Source organism: Mesorhizobium sp. M0296 (assembly GCF_040321675.1).
In the GTDB taxonomy this organism is placed as follows: domain Bacteria; phylum Pseudomonadota; class Alphaproteobacteria; order Rhizobiales; family Rhizobiaceae; genus Mesorhizobium.
Genome location: NZ_JAMYRZ010000001.1, coordinates 98334 through 114577, shown reverse-complemented (window position 1 = coordinate 114577; position 16244 = coordinate 98334). Strand labels below are relative to the sequence as shown.

Here is a 16244-nt window from a genome sequence, read left to right as displayed (position 1 = left end):
CGCTACCAGCGCACAAAAAGTCGTCCGCCGAGCGCCCCGAGCACGGCAAGGATGGCGACCGCGATCGTATACCAGGTGCCGACGAAAAGCGGCGAATCGTCGAAGCAATGCGCCGCATAGAAGGTCGCCGCCAGCCCGCCGGCAAGCAGGCCCGCGGCCGCACCGGCAAGCACCGGCCTTGTCGGCGCGCCATGGCGCAGCACCGCGAGAAAGACGGCAAGCGGGCCGATCCCGATCAACGGAATGAAGGTCAGGCAGATGACCATGTTCGTGCCGACCAGGCGCGTGCCCCAGTCGGACGCAGGCACGGCGAAGAGTTCGAGAATCACAGCCGCAATCACCAGCAGCGGCGCGGCGACCATCCAGCTCACCGCCCGGCCGGTCGATGCACCGGGCGTCGACAGCCCACGCACCAGGACAAAGGCGCTGGCGGCAAGAGCAATCGTGAAGACGAATTTGGACAGGAACCGCATCGTGTGCATGGCGATCGCAATGTCGGGGCGCGGGCCGATCGTCAGCCAGAAAACCGCGGCTGCGATCACGATGGCCGCGCCGGCGGCAAGCCACCAGGCGGTGCCTAGCGGCAGCGCCTTGCTGCGGGCATCGGCGTCGAGCGCCTTGATGAAATCTTCGGTCCTCATGTTATTCCCGCCCCGTCCTGAACCGTTTGGCAATGGCGGCAAGCCCGCGGTGCAGTGACACCCGCACAGCCGTCTCGCTGATGCCGAATTTGGCCGCGGTCTCACCGATTGACCGGCCTTCGACCGATACGGCCGAGACGACGGAACGCTGTGCCGGCGGCAGGCTGTCGAGCGCCCGGTTGACGTCGCGCTCGCTCACCGTCTCCGATTCCGGCACGGCAAAGGTCTCGGCGATTTCGTCGATCTCGATCTCGATCCGCCGACCGCGCCGCCGGAACGCATCGATCAGCTTGAAGCGGGCTATTGCATAGACCCAAGGCAGCACCGGCGCATCATGGCGCCAGGTGTGTCGTTTCACATGAATGGCCAGCAAGGTTTCCTGCACGACATCCTCGGGATCCACCCCGCCCTGCACGATCTTGCGCCGGGCAAAGCCACGAACGAGCGCGGCGATCCGGTGCAGAAAGTCGGCATAGGCCCTTTCGTCTCCGGCGATCGCGGCGCGCAGCAGCCGTGAAAGCTCGGCTTCGTCCTTGCCGCTCACAAGAGTTCACTCCCCGATATTCGCGTCTCGGCGCTGATTTGTTACGGGGCCGGCGAAATAATGTCCAAGGCAAATTAGCTGAGCATCACGAAAGTTTGCTCCTTTTGAGCGATTGAGTGGGTCAGCAATGTTGACTGCACCAGTCAGGTATTGGTAGGTGCAGCGTGCCAAGCCAAAGACCATCGAAATCGAGGACGACGCCATGAAATATGCTCTTTCCGCCCTTGCCGGTGCGACAGCACTTGCAATCAGCCTGATCGCCGGCCCGGCAATAGCAGAGGACGAGGGCATCGTCGTTTACAACGCCCAGCACGAAAACCTGACCAAGGCCTGGGCGGAGGGATTTACCAAGGAAACCGGCATCAAGGTTACCGTCCGCAATGGCGGCGACAGCGATTTCTCCAATCAGATCGTTGCGGAAGGCACCGCTTCGCCCGCCGATGTATTCCTGACGGAGAATTCGCCGGCCATGGCATTGGTCGAGGCGGCCGGCCTGTTCGCACCGGTCGACACCGAGACGCTGGCCCAGGTTCCGCAGGAGTACCAGCCGGCGAGCGGCAAATGGGTCGGCGTTGCCGCGCGCAGCACCGTCTTTGCCTACAACAAGACCAAGCTGAGCGCCGACCAGCTGCCCAAATCGCTGCTCGATCTCGCCGATCCGAGCTGGAAGGGCCGCTGGGCCGCTTCGCCCTCCGGCGCCGATTTCCAGGCGATCGTCAGCGCGCTTCTGCAGCTCAAGGGTGAGGCGGCGACGGCCGAATGGCTGAAGGCGATGAAGGAGAATTTTACCGCCTATAAGGGCAACAGCACGGTGATGAAGGCGGTCAATGCCGGCGAGGTCGAAGGCGGCGTGATCTATCACTATTACTACTACGGCGATCAGGCCAAGACCGGCGAGAACAGCAAGAACGTCGAGTTGCACTATTTCAAGCATCAGGATCCCGGTGCTTTCGTGTCGATTTCCGGCGGCGGCGTGCTGGCCTCGAGCAAGCACCCGAAGGAAGCGCAGGCTTTCCTGAAATGGGTCACCGGCAATGGCGGCCAGGACGTGCTGAAAACAGGCGATTCGTTCGAATACGCAGTCGGCAAGGGCGCCGAGTCCAATCCGAAGCTGGTGCCGCTGGCCGATCTGCAGGCGCCGAAAGTCGACCCGACGACGCTGAACTCGAAAAAGGTGACCGACCTGATGACGGCGGCCGGCTTGCTTTAGCCGGCGTTCGTCCTAAAAGGGCAACCGACTGCGCTCCTGTGGGAATTCGCTTTCCACAGGAGCGCTCTGTTTTCAAGATGGCATTTGCCTATGACCCCAAGCTACCCGCGAGATTATCCGCCGCCGATCGTTTCCGCCTCCGGGCGGAGCTGGCGCAACGTCTGATCTGATGCAATCCGCGATCGATCTCGCACGCCCAGGCTTGCCGGCCGACGCCACGGCCGTGCGGGCACGTCCTTGGTCGGTCCCATGGATTGCGTTGGCTGCCGTCTTTGTCTCGCTTTTCGCGCTGCTGCCGCTTGCCTTCATCGTCTGGGTGGCAGTGCAGACCGGCTGGGAAACGGTGGCGGCGCTGGTGTTCAGGCCGCGCGTCGGCGAACTTCTGGTCAACACCAGCCTGCTGGTGGTGTTGGCGGTGCCGATCTCGATCGTGCTGTCGGTCATGCTGGCCTGGCTGACCGAGCGCAGCGATCTGCCGGGTGCCCGCCTATGGGCCTGGCTGTCGGTGGCGCCGCTCGCCATTCCGGCCTTCGTCCACAGTTACGCCTGGGTCACCATGGTGCCCAGACTGCACGGCCTGTGGGCCGGCGTGCTTGTGTCGGTCATCGCCTATTTCCCCTTCCTTTATCTGCCGGTGGCGGCGGCATTGCGCCGGCTCGATCCCGCTCTCGAGGATGCAGCGGCAGCCCTTGGTCTCGGCCCGTGGCGTGTGTTCAGGCGCGTCGTGCTGCCGCAGCTCCGGCTCGCCATTTGCGGCGGCTCCCTGCTGGTCGGCCTGCATCTCCTGGCCGAATATGGGCTCTATGTCTTCATCCGCTTCGACACCTTCACCACCGCGATCGTCGACCAGTTCCAGTCGACCTTCAACGGTCCCGCCGCCAACATGCTGGCCGGCGTGCTGGTGACCTGCTGCCTTGTGCTGCTCGGGCTGGAGGTGCTGGTGCGCGGCGAGGAGCGCTATGCCCGCGTCGGTTCGGGTGCTGCGCGCCAGCAGCAGCGCACGGGCCTTGGGCGCGCCACCATTCCTTGCCTGCTGCTGCCTGCCATTACCACGCTGCTGGCGCTCGGCGTGCCGTTCGCCACTATCGGCCGCTGGCTCATGGCCGGCGGCGCCGATGTCTGGCGGCTCGACGAGATCGGCCTGGCGCTTGGCCAAACGCTGTTCCTAGCAATTGCCGGCGCGCTGCTCGCCAGCGTCGCGGCAATGCCGATGGCCTGGATTTCGATCCGCGCGCCGGGGCGGCTGCAACGCGTCCTGGAGGGCTGCAACTATATCGTCGGCGCCTTGCCCGGCGTTGTCATCGCCCTGGCGCTGGTCACCATCGCCGTGCGTATCGCCATGCCGCTCTACCAGACCCTGTTCACCATCCTGGTCGCCTATGCGCTGATGTTCCTGCCGCGCGCTCTGATTAGCCTCAGGGCGTCGATCGCACAGGCGCCGGTCGAGCTCGAACGCGCCGCCTCCAGCCTCGGCCGGTCGCCGCTCAAGGCGCTGTGGTCGACGACCATCCGCCTGTCGGCGCCGGGCGCCGCAGCCGGCATGGCGTTGGTCGCGCTGGGTATCATGAACGAATTGACCGCAACCCAGATGCTGGCGCCCAACGGCACCCGCACGCTGGCCATGGCGTTCTGGTCCTATAGCGGCGAGATCGACTATGCGTCGGCGGCGCCTTATGCCCTGATCATGGTGGCGATGTCGCTGCCTTTGACCTGGTTGCTCTATGTCCAGTCGAAGCGGATGGCCGGGCGATGAGCTTTCTCGAGCTGAGCGGCATCCACAAGCACTACGGGCCCGTCGCAGCACTTGCCGGCGTCGACCTCAGCGTGGCCAGCGGCAGCCGTACGGCAATCGTCGGGCCGTCCGGTTGCGGCAAGACCACCTTGCTGCGGCTGATCGCCGGCTTCGAGGCGCCGGACCAGGGCCGCATCGTGCTTGATGGCGAGGTGCTGGCCGATGGCGACACGGCCGTGCCGGCGCATCGCCGCGGCATCGGGCTGGTGGCGCAGGACGGCGCTCTATTCCCGCATCTGAGCATCGCCGCCAATATCGGCTTCGGCATGGGGCGTCACGAGGAAAAGCGCAGTGAGCGCATCGCCGAGCTCGCCTATGTCGTCGGGCTGGACAAAGGTATCCTGAAGCGCCGTCCGCACGAACTCTCCGGTGGCCAGCAGCAGCGCGTCGCGCTCGCCCGCGCCATGGCCATGAAGCCGCGGCTGATGCTGCTCGACGAGCCGTTCTCGGCGCTCGACACCGGCCTGCGCGCCTCGATGCGCAAGGCCGTGGCCGAGCTCCTTGAAACCGCCGGCATCACCACCATCCTGGTGACCCACGACCAGGCCGAGGCGCTGTCATTCGCCAGCCAGGTCGCGGTGATGCGCGACGGCAAATTCTCGCAGGTCGGCACGCCGCGCGAGCTCTATTTCAAGCCGAAGGACAGGATGGTCGCCGAGTTCCTTGGCGACGCCATCGTCCTGCCGGCAAGGATCGCCGATGGCTTCGCCATCTCGCCGCTCGGCCGCATCGCTGTCGACAGCTCGGAGCGGCGCGACGTCGCCCGCATCATGCTGCGGCCGGAGCAGGTGTTGCTGAAACGCACATCGCGTGAAGGCATGTCCGGCACGCCGGACATGCTGTTCGGCGAGGTGACGGATTCGGAGTTCGCCGGCTCGATGTGCACCATCGCGGTGCGTCTGTTGAACAGCCCCGATCCGCCCGACGCCGCCGCCATCGGCAATACGCCGTTGATCCTGCGCAAGCCGGGCATGGACGCGCCGGCGATCGGCGAGATCGTCCGGCTGACCGTGTCGGGCAAGGCGCATGTGTTTGCATGAACGGTTTTGCGCAAGGCCGACTTCAATCGACCCGTTTGCCCGCCTGATCGAACCAATGCAGCTTTTCGGACCTGGCCACGACGCGCAATTGGTCGCCTGGCTTGGCGCTGGCGCGGCCTGAGACGCGCACCACGATGCGGCTGCCGGCTGCCACGCAATGGAGAAAGCTTTCGGCACCGACCGGTTCGACCGCTTCCACTGTTGCCGGCAGCGCGAGCGCGCCGGCCGGCGCCTCTGCCGCGAAGGTGATGTCGGCGTCCTCCGGACGAAAGCCTAGTGTCACTGCCTTGCCCTGTCGAGGCGCCAAGCCAATCACAGTACCGTCCGCCAATACCGAGCTTGGGGAGGCCCCTGTGAGCGCCAGCAGATTCATCGGCGGTGAGCCTATGAACGAAGCGACGAAGGTCGAGGCCGGTTTCTCGTACACATCAAGCGGCGCGCCGGTCTGCTCGACCAGGCCGGCGTTCATGACGACGAGGATGTCGGCCAGCGTCATCGCCTCAAGTTGGTCGTGCGTGACATAAACCGAGGTGACGCCAAGCGAGCGCTGCAGATTCTTGATCTCGATGCGCATCTGCCCGCGCAATTTCGCATCGAGGTTGGACAGCGGTTCGTCGAACAGGAAGACCTTCGGGTTGCGCACGATGGCGCGACCCATGGCGACGCGCTGGCGCTGACCGCCGGAAAGCTCGCGCGGGCGCCGGTCGAGCAGCGCCGAAAGCTCCAGCACCTTGGCAGTCGAGCGTACCCTGCTGTCGATCTCGTCATTCGGCGTGCCGCGGTTGCGCAGGCCATAGGCCATGTTGTCATAGACCTTCATATGTGGGTAGAGCGCGTAGTTCTGGAACACCATGGCGATGTCGCGCTCGGTCGGGCCAATGGCGTTGACCACCTTGCCGTCGATGGCGACTGTACCGGCAGAAATCGTCTCCAGCCCGGCGATCATCCTCAGCAGCGTAGACTTGCCGCAGCCGGAGGGGCCGACCAGCACGCAAAGCTCCTTGTCGGGAATGGCGATGGAAACGCCCTTCACGGCCTCGACGCCGCTGGGATAGATTTTCCTGACATCCTTCAGATCCACGGTCGCCATCGGCTTCTCACTTTTCGGATTCGACCAGACCGCGCACGAACCAGCGTTGCATCAGCACGACCACCAGGATCGGCGGCACGATGGCCAGCATTGCCGTGACCATCACCAGGTGCCATTGGGTGTCGGCATCGGCGAAGGAAACCATCTTTCTCAGCGCGATGACGATGGTGTTCATGTCGTTGCTGTTGGTAACGAGCAGCGGCCAAAGATACTGCGTCCAGCCATAGATGAAGAGGATCACGAACAGCGCGGCGATGTTTGTCCGCGACAGCGGCACCAGAATATCGAAAAAGAAGCGCCATGGCCCGGCACCGTCGACACGCGCCGCCTCGACCAATTCGCCCGGTATGGTCATGAAGAACTGGCGAAACAGCAGCGTTGCGGTGGCCGAGGCGATCAGCGGGACGATCAGGCCGGCATAGGTGTCGATCATGCCGAGATCGACCATCACCTTGTAGGTCGGCAGGATGCGCACCTCGACTGGAAGCATCAAGGTGATGAAGATCAGCCAGAAGAAGGTCATGCGCAGCGGAAAGCGAAAGAACACGATCGCGTAGGCCGACAGGATCGAGATGAAGATCTTTCCCACCGCAACGCCGAGCGCCATGATCGTGGTGTTGAGGAGCAGCCTGCCGACGCTGACCCCGCCGATACGACCGATGCCGCCGAACAGCGCCTCGCTGTAATTGTTCCATAGCTGGCCGCCGGGCAAGAGCGGCAGGGGCGGCCTGAGGATCGTTTGCAGCGTGTGCGTCGAGGCAACGAAGGTGTAGTAGATCGGAAAAGCCACGATCGATATGCCGAGGATGAGCACGGCATGGGCGATGAAGGTGCGGAGCGGGGACTGGCCGATCATCGCTGCCCTCAGCCGTAATGGACTTTGCGTTCCACATAGCGGAACTGGATCGCTGTGAGCGCAATGACGATGGCCATCAGGATGACCGACTGCGCCGCCGAATCGCCCAGGATCAGATTGACGAAGCCGTCATTGTAGACCTTGTAGACCAGCGTCTCGGTCGTCTTGCCCGGCCCGCCGCCGGTGACGGCATGAACGATGCCGAACGTGTCGAACAGGGCATAGACGGTGTTGACGACCAGCAGGAAAAAGGTTGTCGGCGCAAGCAGCGGGAAGACGATGGTCCAGAAGCGCTTGGTTTCGCCGGCGCCGTCCATGGCCGCCGCTTCGATCAGCGTTTTCGGCACCGCCTGCAGGCCGGCGACGAAGAACAGGAAGTTGTAGCTGATCTGCTTCCAGGCAGCAGCCGACACCAGCAGGATCATGGCGTGGGTGCCGTTGAGTAGCGGGTCCCATACGATGCCGAGGCTTCTCAGCAAATAGGCCAACGAGCCGATCGAGGGATTGAACAGGAAAAGCCAAAGCATGCCGGCAATCGCCGGCGCCACGGCGTAAGGCCATATCAACAGTGTGCGGTAGAGGCCTTTGCCGCGCACGGCCTTCTCGGCCATGACCGCGAGCAGCAGGGCGACAACCATGGCAACGATCGCGGTCGCAAGAGAGAACACTACGGTGACCTTGATCGAGTTGAGGTAGGCCGGATCGGCCAGCACCTTCCGGAAATTGGCAAACCAGACGAACCTGCTCTTCAGCCCGAACGGGTCTTGCCTGAGCATCGACTGGTAAAGCGCCTGACCGGCCGGCCAGTAGAAGAAAACCAGGGTGATGGCGAGTTGTGGCGCCACCAGCAGGTAGGGCAGGATCTTGTTGGGAAAGACGACGCGTGGAGACAGGCTGATTTCCCTCGCTATCCAGGTATCGCCCACGCGAGCCCGCGTGGGCGATATTCCAACCGACTAACCGAGATAATCCCGTCAGTTCTCCAGCGATTCCTTGATCGCGACGTTGCCGCGCGCGACGGCATTGTCGAGCGCCTGCTGAGCGGTTTGCTGGCCAGCCAGCATCTTCTCCAACTCCTCATTCTGGATATCACGCACCTGCGGCAGATTCGGCAGGCGCACGCCCTTCGAGTTGTCGGTCGGCGCCTTGCCTGTCATCTGCAGGATGGGTGTCTCGCGGCCGGGGTTTTTGTCATAGAAGCCTGATTTCTTGGTCGCCTCGTATGCGGCGAGCGTCACAGGCAGGTATCCCGACTTCTGGTGCAGATATTCCTGCACATCGGTCTTGGACAGATAGGCAAAGAAGGCCGCGACGCCCTTGTATTCCTCGTCCGACTTGTTGCCGAACACCCACAGGCTGGCACCGCCCGGCGTCGTGTTCTGCGGGGCACCCTTGGCGTCACTGTCGTAAGGAAGCTGGCCGATGCCATAGTTCATGCCGGACTTGACGATATCGCCGAGGCCGCCCGACGATTCGGTGAAGATGCCGCATTCGCCGGCGAGGAATATCTGCTTGGCTTCGGAGGTGCGTCCGCCATATTTGAACGTGCCGTCCTTGGCCAGGTCAGCGAGCGCCTGGAAGTGGTTGACGAAAATCGGCGCATTGATCTTGAGTTCGACATCACCGCCGGCGAGGCCATTCTGCTGGGTAGCCCAAGGTACGTCATTCCACGCTGCGAAATTCTCCAGATGGATCCAGGTCAGCCAGGTCGAGGTATAGCCGCAAGGGGCGGCGCCACTCGTCTTGATCTTCTTGGCAGCTTCCCACACCTCGTTCCACGTCTTGGGCGGATTGTTCACGTCGAGGCCCGCCTTCTGGAAGATGTCCTTGTTGTAGTAGAGGATCGGCGAGGAAGAGTTGTAGGGGAACGATAGCATGGTGCCGTCCGGCTTCGAATAATAGCCGACGATGCCGGGCAGATACTGGCTCTTGTCGAAAGTCATCCCGGCGCCGGTCATCACATCGGCCACCGGCTTTATCGCACCCTCGGCCGCCATCATCACGCCGGTGCCGACGTCGAACACCTGGAGGATATCGGGCGCCTGTCCGGCGCGGAAGGCAGCGATGCCCGCATTCAGCGTCTCCGGATAGGTGCCCTTGAACACCGGAACGAGCTCATAGTCGCTCTGGCTTGCGTTGAAATCCTTGGAGATCTTGTCGACGACCTCGGCGTTGGCGCCGGTCATGGCGTGCCACCAGCTGATCTGCGTGACGGCGAAGGCGGAGGTGGTGGAAAGCAGGGTCAAGGTGGCGGCAACACCGGCAGCGAAGCCGAAGAACTTCATGTTTCATCTCCCGTTTGTCATTGGCGAAAGGGGCGCTTCCGCAAAGCCAATATGTGGCGCTGATGACAATCGGACAACGGTTTTGTTGCGGATCAATGAACATCGTTTCCGACTGAAGTGCGCTCGCTACCGAAAGCGCGGCGTCAGGGGACTGCACCACCGCCCCTCTCGGCAGAGCGGCATACATCTGTCTGGTTTCCCCCGAAAAGACCCGCCTCATGACCCGCGGGTTAACCATTCGTTAAAATCTCCAAGGGCTAATCAGTCACACCTCCCCTGTTTTTTGGCAGACCGAGTGAACCCAGGATGCTGACGGTCTATAACTGTATTGTAAGTCAGCACGACCTGAGACTGGTCGCACTTGCCGCCCTCGTCTGCGGCATTTCTTGCTTCTCAGCAGTTAATCTCCTTAAGCATGTCGGCCGATCGACCGACCGAAATCGGCTTGTCTGGCTGATGATCGCCGCAACTGCGACCGGGTTCGGCATATGGGCGACGCATTTCATCGCCATGACTGCGTTTACGCCGGGAATACCTAACGCATACAATCCGGGATTATCCGCCTTTTCGCTTGCCGCCGCCGTCATCCTGACCGCGCTTGGGATGTGGGTTGCCACCTTGCGCCGCGGCATCGACCATTTCCTCGTCGGCGGCGCCATTCTCGGTGGCGCCATCGCGACGATGCACTACATCGGCATGGCGGCATTCGAGGTGGAAGGCCGGATCGTGTGGAACCTGCCCCTTGTCGCGATATCGCTTCTGGCCGGCGGGACGCTCGCGGCACTGGCGCTTCTTGTCGTCTTGCGTCGCCCGTCAGCGCTCGCCACTCTCGGCGGCGCCGCGCTTTTGACGCTGGCCATTTGCAGCTTGCATTTCATCGCAATGGCCGCAGTGTCGATCTTTCCGGATTCCTCGATTGAAATATCCGAACATTCCATCGAGCCCATTTCCCAGGCCTTTGCCGCAGCGGTCGCCAGTCTGGTAATCCTTGTGCTGTCAGGTGCCGCGCTGTGGATCGATCTGCGCATTCGCCACCAGAAGCTCGAGGCCGATCGCATGCACGATCTCGCCAATGCGGCGGTGGAAGGTCTGATCGTTTGCGATGGCACCCGCATCGTCAGCGCCAATGACAGTATGGCGAAGCTGACCGGCACCGCGACAGCCACCCTGAACACGATGCAACTCGGCGAGCTTTTCGACGGACAGAGCGCAGCCGATATGTCCGGCTTCGGCGAACAGGCGCAGGAAGCGAAATTAAGGGGCAGCGACGGCGCGAGAATTCCTGTCGAGCTGATCGCCAGGAAGATCACGTACTGCGGCAGGCCTCATACGGTGCTTGCCGTTCGCGACATCCGGGAGCGCAAGAAGGCGGAAGAAGAGATCCTCCGCCTCGCACATTTCGATCCGCTTACCGGGCTTGCCAATCGCCGGAGCTTTTCTTCCCGGCTCGAAGCGGAAATCGCTTCGATGGGTCGTGGCGGCAAGGATGGGTATCTGGCGCTCCTGCTGCTTGACCTCGACCGGTTCAAGCAGGTCAACGACCTCTACGGCCACAGCGCCGGTGACGCGATGCTGCAGAAGCTGGCGCACTGCATTTCTGGCATCCCGCGCCACGGACAGATGCTCGCGCGTCTCGGCGGCGACGAATTTGCCATCATAGCTCCGAACCTGCCCGACCCCCTGGCCGCAGGCCGCATAGCCGAGGACGTGCTGGCGGCGATCCGGGAGGAAAACAGGATTTCAGTTGGCTCCGGCCTTGTCTCGGCCAGCATCGGCATCGCCTTCTTTCCGCTGGATGCCGAAGACCAGGCCGGCCTGATCAGCCATGCCGACACGGCACTCCATCGCGCCAAAACCGAAGGCAGGGACACTTACCGGTTTTTCGAGGTAGCCATGGGCACCGCGGCCCGCGACAAGCGCGTGATGGAGCATGAATTGCGCCAGGCGATCGCCCGCAAGGAGTTCCATCTCGTCTACCAGCCGCAGAGGGAAATCCGCAGCGGCAAGATGATCGGCTTCGAAGCCCTGGTCCGTTGGCAGCATCCGGAGCGGGGTGATATTTCCCCGGCCGTTTTCATCCCAGTGGCAGAGGACAGTGGCGCTATCGCGCAGATCGGCGACTGGGTGCTGACGACGGCCTGCAACGATGCTGTTCGTTGGACAAACCCGCTGATGGTCGCCGTCAATGTCTCCGCCGTGCAGCTTCACAATCCGAATTTCAGCCGCAAGGTGCACGACGCACTAGCGAGATCCGGCCTGACACCCGGCCGGCTCGAACTGGAGATCACCGAAACGGCTTTGGTGAAGGACATGCCGCGCGCATTGGCAACCTTGAGGCAGGTCAAGGCGCTTGGCGTGCATGTGGCCATGGACGATTTTGGCACCGGCTATTCTTCGCTGTCCAACCTTAGCGCCTTTCCCTTCGACAAGATCAAGATCGACGGGTCGTTCATCAAATCGGTCGATAAGAACGGCCAGTTCGCGGCGATCGTCCGCGCGGTGCTGGGGCTTGGACGCGGCCTCGGCCTGCCGGTCCTGGCAGAAGGCATCGAGACGCCGGGTGAATTGCAGTTCCTGGACGCCGAGGCTTGCGAGATCGGGCAAGGCTACTACCTCGGCAAACCGGCTCCGATCGAGACATTCGGGGAACTGACGGGCGTGGCCGCTCCGGCAATCCGCACCGCCAGCCGACGCGGCGCAAGCATTGCCGTGCTCAAGCCGCGCCTGCGCACGGTCTGAGCCTATCCCGGCTGAAGCGCCGCCTCGACCAGACGCTTGGCATCCGGCCCCGACCATTCGGCCGGGCCATTCATATGGGCGATCAGGCAGCCTTGCCCATCGATCAGCATGGTGACCGGCAGACCGAGCGCCAGGCCGCGCGTCTTGACGTCGTTGAACAGCGCCATCGTGGCATCGCGATAGTAGCCGAGCGACTTGACGCCGGTGTCCTTCAGGAACTTCTTCGGTTTGGCATCGTCGCCGGCATCGATGTTGACGGCAACAACCTGAAACGCATCGCTGCCCATCTCCTTCTGCAGCGCATCGAGCGCCGGCATTTCGGCGCGGCAAGGTGCGCACCATGTCGCCCACAGATTGAGCAGCACCGTCTTGCCGGCATGATCGGCGATCGTCGTCGGCTTGCCGTCGGGGCCGTTGAAGGCAAGGCTTTTCAGCGATTGCGGCGGATCCGCCGGCAAAAGCGCGGCAACCTGGCCGGTGGCAGCGGCGGCGATCTTCTTGGCACGGTCGGTCTTGGCGGCGCAGGCGACGTCGTCCTTGCCGCCGCCGGCGGCCACTTGCGCGGGCGCCTTGTTGCCAGAACTGCTTTCCCTGACATATACCGCGACCGCGCCGGCCAGCACGCCCGCAACCAAAGCGGCGAGGATGAGACGCAAAGCCGGGAAAAATCTATTGCCGTCTGCCATTTTTGAAAAACTGCTCCGGAGCACGGGTTATAGCGATGAACGAAAAGAAGGCCAGCAACCAGATGTGGGGCGGACGTTTTGCCTCGGGTCCGGCCGCAATCATGGAAGCGATCAACGCGTCGATCTCGTTCGACCGCAAACTCTATGCGCAGGATATTCGCGGCTCGATCGCCCATAGCCAGATGCTGGCGCAAACGGGCATTATTTCGGCGGCCGATCAAGAAAAAATCGCTCACGGGCTGAACACGATCCTCGCAGAGATCGAGGCCGGCACCTTCGAGTTCTCGACCAGGCTGGAAGACATCCACATGAATGTCGAGGCCCGTCTGGCCGATTTGATCGGCCCCGCCGCCGGCCGCCTGCATACCGCCCGCTCGCGCAACGACCAGGTGGCGGTCGACCTCAGGCTGTGGGTCAAGGACGAATGCTTTCGTGTCGCCGAGGCGCTGAAGGGCCTGATCACGGCGTTCCTGGATCGGGCCGAGGAGCATGCGGCAACGGTGATGCCGGGCTTCACCCACATGCAGGCGGCGCAGCCGGTGACCTTCGGCCACCACTGCATGGCTTATGTCGAGATGTTTGCACGCGACCTGTCTCGCGTCCGCGATGCGATTGAGCGGATGGATGAAAGCCCGCTCGGCGCCGCCGCCCTTGCCGGCACCAGCTTTTCCATCGACCGGCACCAGACGGCGAAGGCGCTTGGCTTTCGCGAGCCGATGCGCAATTCGCTCGACAGTGTTTCGGACCGCGATTTCGCGCTCGAGTTCCTGGGCTTGGCGGCGATCTGCGCGACGCATCTGTCGCGGCTGGCCGAAGAGATCATCATCTGGTCGACGCCGCAATTCGGCTTCGTCAGGCTGTCGGATAGTTTCTCGACGGGTTCGTCGATCATGCCGCAGAAGAAGAATCCCGACGCTGCCGAACTGGTGCGCGGCAAGACCGGCCGCGTCACCGGGCATCTCGTCGGCCTGCTGACGGTGATGAAGGGCATGCCGCTGACCTATGGCAAGGACATGCAGGAAGACAAGGAATCCGTCTTCGACGCGGCCGAGACGCTCGACCTGATGCTGGCGGCAATGACTGGCATGGTGCGCGATATGACGGTGAACACTGCCGCGATGAAAAATGCGGCCGGCGCCGGCTATTCGACTGCGACCGATCTCGCCGACTGGCTGGTGCGCACGCTCGGCCTGCCGTTCCGCGAGGCGCACCATCTCACTGGCCGGGCGGTGGCGCTGGCCGAGGACAGGAAGATCGGGCTCGACAGGCTTTCGCTGGAGGATCTGCAGTCCATTCACCCCGGTATCAGCGCCGACGTGTTTTCGGTTCTTGCCGTGCAGAATTCTGTAAAGAGCCGCACGAGCTTCGGCGGCACCGCGCCGTCCGAGGTGCGCAAGCAGATCCGCTACTGGAAAAAGCGGCTCGCCAAGGCGTAAGACGCGGGGTGCAATGGCCGCAAAACTCGGCTAGAAGCGGCTGCGGGCAACAGTTTCGGACGGATGGCACGATGACCGGAAGCAGGATTTTGGTGACGCTGACGCTGCTGGCGGCAATGGCCACCGTAGCGGCCTGCGGCAGGAAGGCTGCGCTCGACACGCCGTACGCGGCAGCCGTGCAGGCCCGCAAGGACGCCGAGAAGGCCAAGCAACCTTTGCCGCCGGAGCCGGAAAAACCTGTCGAGGACAAGAAATTCATCCTCGACCCGCTGCTCTGATTTCGGACCAATCTCGTGAACCATTTCGACTACCGCGACGGCGCGCTGCATGCCGAGGACGTGGCGATATCAGACATCGCCGCCAGCGTCGGCACGCCGTTCTACTGTTATTCAACGGCGACGCTGACCAGGCATTTTCGCGTCTTCACCGAGGCCTTTGCCGGGCTCGATGCTCTCGTCTGCTATGCCATGAAGGCGAATTCCAACCAGGCCGTGCTGAGGGTGCTGGCAAGGCTCGGCGCCGGCGCCGACGTGGTCTCGGAGGGCGAATTGCGCCGCGCTTTGACGGCCGGCATCCCGGCAAGCAAGATCCTGTTTTCGGGCGTCGGCAAGACCGCTCGCGAAATGGATTTTGCGCTCTCGGCCGGCATTCTCTGTTTCAACGTCGAATCCGAACCGGAGCTGGAGCTGCTGTCGGCCCGCGCCACCGCGCTGGGCAAGATCGCGCCGATCTCGCTGCGCATCAATCCGGATGTCGACGCCAGGACGCACAAGAAGATTTCGACTGGGAAGGCCGAGAACAAGTTCGGCATTCCGTGGCAGCATGCGCGGAAGGTCTATGCGCGCGCGGCTGAGCTGCCGGGCATCAAGGTCACCGGCATAGACACCCATATCGGCAGCCAGATCACCGAATTGCAGCCCTTCGACGACGCCTTTGCGCTGCTGGTGGAGCTGGTCGGCGCCTTGCGCTCCGACGGTCATGCCATCGAGCACATCGATGTCGGCGGCGGCCTTGGCATTCCCTACCGCGTCGACAACAACCCGCCGCCTTTGCCCGATGCCTATGCCCAGATCGTCAGGAAGCATGTTGCCAAACTTGGGCTGAAAGTGACGTTCGAGCCAGGCCGGCTGATCGTCGGCAATGCCGGCATCCTGGTCTCGCAGGTGATCTTCGTGAAGGAGGGCGACGCCAAGAACTTCCTCGTCGTAGACGCCGCGATGAACGACCTGATCCGGCCGACGCTTTACGACGCTTTCCACGACATCAGGCCGGTGGCGCAGCAGCCGGCCGCTGCACCACGCATGAAGGTCGACGTCGTTGGCCCGGTTTGTGAGACCGGCGACTATCTCGGGCTCGACCGTGACCTGCCCCGGCTGAAATCCGGCGACCTGATCGCTGTCTCCACCGCCGGCGCATATGGCGCCGTTCAGGCCGGCACCTACAATACCAGGCTGCTGGTACCGGAAGTGCTGGTCGACGGCGACCGCTTCCACGTTGTGCGCCCGCGCCAGACCTATGACGAGCTGATCGGACTGGACTCGGTGCCGGACTGGTTGGAGTAGAACTCTGCAGCTACAGCCGGTGCTGAATGAGCGCCCTGGTCTCGGCGATTCTGTCCTCATTCCGGCGATAGAATATCCACTGCTTGATGCGCTTGCTGCGCAAAAGCCCTGCCTGGGTGAGCACGCGCATATGCTCGCTGAGCGTTGCCTGGGTGATCCCCAGCTTTTCCGCGATCAGCAGCGCGCAGACGCCGTCCTCGACCAGATCGCCGTCCGTCTGCGACGGAAAATGCGCTCGCGGGTCCTTCAGCCAATCGAGGATCTGCAGCCTGCGCTCGTTGGCGATTGCTTTGAAGACATCGATCTCTTGCATTTAGGCACTTTGCCAAGTTACTAAGTTATGTCAACTCTGAATGTCAACTC

At 62.9% G+C, this 16244-nt stretch carries 15 protein-coding genes; 7 read left to right on the top strand and 8 right to left on the bottom strand.

Features of this window, described 5'->3' with window-relative positions; genetic code table 11:
• Positions 1-2 precede the first annotated feature (2 nt).
• A complete protein-coding gene (locus tag NKI97_RS00575) occupies positions 3-641 on the bottom strand; it encodes an NrsF family protein (RefSeq protein WP_352832124.1) in 639 nt (212 codons plus the stop codon).
• Position 642: 1 nt separating this feature from the next.
• Positions 643-1185, bottom strand: a complete 543-nt coding sequence (locus tag NKI97_RS00570; RefSeq protein WP_352832121.1) for a sigma-70 family RNA polymerase sigma factor — start codon at positions 1183-1185, stop codon at positions 643-645.
• A 202-nt stretch (positions 1186-1387) separates the two neighbouring features.
• Between NKI97_RS00570 and NKI97_RS00565 the strand changes: the two genes are divergently transcribed.
• The 3 genes from NKI97_RS00565 (at position 1388) to NKI97_RS00555 (ending at position 5227) form a co-directional block, all read left to right on the top strand.
• The gene (locus tag NKI97_RS00565; RefSeq protein WP_352452473.1) at positions 1388-2395 is read left to right on the top strand and encodes an iron ABC transporter substrate-binding protein; all 1008 of its coding nucleotides are present in this window, start codon (positions 1388-1390) and stop codon (positions 2393-2395) included.
• 169 nt (positions 2396-2564) lie between these two features.
• Positions 2565-4148 (top strand): ABC transporter permease, encoded by a 1584-nt coding sequence (locus tag NKI97_RS00560; protein ID WP_352832118.1) that lies wholly within the window; start codon positions 2565-2567, stop codon positions 4146-4148.
• Complete coding sequence (locus NKI97_RS00555; RefSeq protein WP_352743791.1) at positions 4145-5227, top strand: ABC transporter ATP-binding protein; 1083 nt, start codon at positions 4145-4147, stop codon at positions 5225-5227. Before NKI97_RS00560 ends, NKI97_RS00555 begins: the two co-directional genes overlap by 4 nt.
• A gap of 22 nt (positions 5228-5249) precedes the next feature.
• On the opposite strand, the gene ugpC is transcribed toward NKI97_RS00555, so the two are convergent.
• The 4 genes from ugpC to ugpB all read right to left on the bottom strand — a co-directional run bounded on the left by ugpC (position 5250) and on the right by ugpB (position 9458).
• The gene (gene ugpC, locus NKI97_RS00550; protein WP_352832116.1) at positions 5250-6317 is read right to left on the bottom strand and encodes a sn-glycerol-3-phosphate ABC transporter ATP-binding protein UgpC; all 1068 of its coding nucleotides are present in this window, start codon (positions 6315-6317) and stop codon (positions 5250-5252) included.
• Between the two features lie 7 nt (positions 6318-6324).
• A complete protein-coding gene (gene ugpE, locus NKI97_RS00545) occupies positions 6325-7173 on the bottom strand; it encodes a sn-glycerol-3-phosphate ABC transporter permease UgpE (RefSeq protein ID WP_352832113.1) in 849 nt (282 codons plus the stop codon).
• Between the two features lie 8 nt (positions 7174-7181).
• Positions 7182-8066, bottom strand: a complete 885-nt coding sequence (gene ugpA, locus NKI97_RS00540) for a sn-glycerol-3-phosphate ABC transporter permease UgpA (protein ID WP_023677936.1) — start codon at positions 8064-8066, stop codon at positions 7182-7184.
• An 81-nt stretch (positions 8067-8147) separates the two neighbouring features.
• Entirely contained in the window at positions 8148-9458 is a 1311-nt protein-coding gene (ugpB, locus tag NKI97_RS00535; protein WP_352832110.1) for a sn-glycerol-3-phosphate ABC transporter substrate-binding protein UgpB, read from the bottom strand.
• Between the two features lie 306 nt (positions 9459-9764).
• Between ugpB and NKI97_RS00530 the strand changes: the two genes are divergently transcribed.
• Positions 9765-12197, top strand: a complete 2433-nt coding sequence (locus NKI97_RS00530) for a bifunctional diguanylate cyclase/phosphodiesterase (protein ID WP_352832109.1) — start codon at positions 9765-9767, stop codon at positions 12195-12197.
• A gap of 2 nt (positions 12198-12199) precedes the next feature.
• Here the strand turns inward: NKI97_RS00530 and tlpA are convergent, their stop codons facing one another.
• Entirely contained in the window at positions 12200-12883 is a 684-nt protein-coding gene (gene tlpA, locus NKI97_RS00525; RefSeq protein WP_352832106.1) for a thiol:disulfide interchange protein TlpA, read from the bottom strand.
• Positions 12884-12918: 35 nt separating this feature from the next.
• On the opposite strand from tlpA, the gene argH reads away from it, so the two are divergent.
• From argH to lysA, 3 genes are all read left to right on the top strand, one after another.
• Positions 12919-14319 (top strand): argininosuccinate lyase, encoded by a 1401-nt coding sequence (argH, locus tag NKI97_RS00520; protein WP_352832104.1) that lies wholly within the window; start codon positions 12919-12921, stop codon positions 14317-14319.
• 71 nt (positions 14320-14390) lie between these two features.
• Positions 14391-14597 (top strand): hypothetical protein, encoded by a 207-nt coding sequence (locus tag NKI97_RS00515; protein WP_023677931.1) that lies wholly within the window; start codon positions 14391-14393, stop codon positions 14595-14597.
• 15 nt (positions 14598-14612) lie between these two features.
• On the top strand, positions 14613-15881 hold the full coding sequence (gene lysA / locus NKI97_RS00510; RefSeq protein WP_352743783.1) for a diaminopimelate decarboxylase: 1269 nt from the start codon (positions 14613-14615) through the stop codon (positions 15879-15881).
• 10 nt (positions 15882-15891) lie between these two features.
• On the opposite strand, the gene NKI97_RS00505 is transcribed toward lysA, so the two are convergent.
• The gene (locus NKI97_RS00505) at positions 15892-16194 is read right to left on the bottom strand and encodes an ArsR/SmtB family transcription factor (RefSeq protein ID WP_352646661.1); all 303 of its coding nucleotides are present in this window, start codon (positions 16192-16194) and stop codon (positions 15892-15894) included.
• Positions 16195-16244: the final 50 nt, after the last annotated feature.

What these genes read in the sequence shown, in the direction of transcription:
- NKI97_RS00575 (WP_352832124.1), bottom strand. Translation starts at nt 641, where the DNA reads ATGAGGACCGAAGATTTCATCAAGGCGCTCGACGCCGATGCCCGCAGC.
- NKI97_RS00565 (WP_352452473.1), top strand. Translation starts at nt 1,388, where the DNA reads ATGAAATATGCTCTTTCCGCCCTTGCCGGTGCGACAGCACTTGCAATC.
- NKI97_RS00560 (WP_352832118.1), top strand. Translation starts at nt 2,565, where the DNA reads ATGCAATCCGCGATCGATCTCGCACGCCCAGGCTTGCCGGCCGACGCC.
- NKI97_RS00555 (WP_352743791.1), top strand. Translation starts at nt 4,145, where the DNA reads ATGAGCTTTCTCGAGCTGAGCGGCATCCACAAGCACTACGGGCCCGTC.
- ugpC (WP_352832116.1), bottom strand. Translation starts at nt 6,317, where the DNA reads ATGGCGACCGTGGATCTGAAGGATGTCAGGAAAATCTATCCCAGCGGC.
- ugpE (WP_352832113.1), bottom strand. Translation starts at nt 7,173, where the DNA reads ATGATCGGCCAGTCCCCGCTCCGCACCTTCATCGCCCATGCCGTGCTC.
- ugpB (WP_352832110.1), bottom strand. Translation starts at nt 9,458, where the DNA reads ATGAAGTTCTTCGGCTTCGCTGCCGGTGTTGCCGCCACCTTGACCCTG.
- NKI97_RS00530 (WP_352832109.1), top strand. Translation starts at nt 9,765, where the DNA reads ATGCTGACGGTCTATAACTGTATTGTAAGTCAGCACGACCTGAGACTG.
- tlpA (WP_352832106.1), bottom strand. Translation starts at nt 12,883, where the DNA reads ATGGCAGACGGCAATAGATTTTTCCCGGCTTTGCGTCTCATCCTCGCC.
- argH (WP_352832104.1), top strand. Translation starts at nt 12,919, where the DNA reads ATGAACGAAAAGAAGGCCAGCAACCAGATGTGGGGCGGACGTTTTGCC.
- NKI97_RS00515 (WP_023677931.1), top strand. Translation starts at nt 14,391, where the DNA reads ATGACCGGAAGCAGGATTTTGGTGACGCTGACGCTGCTGGCGGCAATG.
- NKI97_RS00505 (WP_352646661.1), bottom strand. Translation starts at nt 16,194, where the DNA reads ATGCAAGAGATCGATGTCTTCAAAGCAATCGCCAACGAGCGCAGGCTG.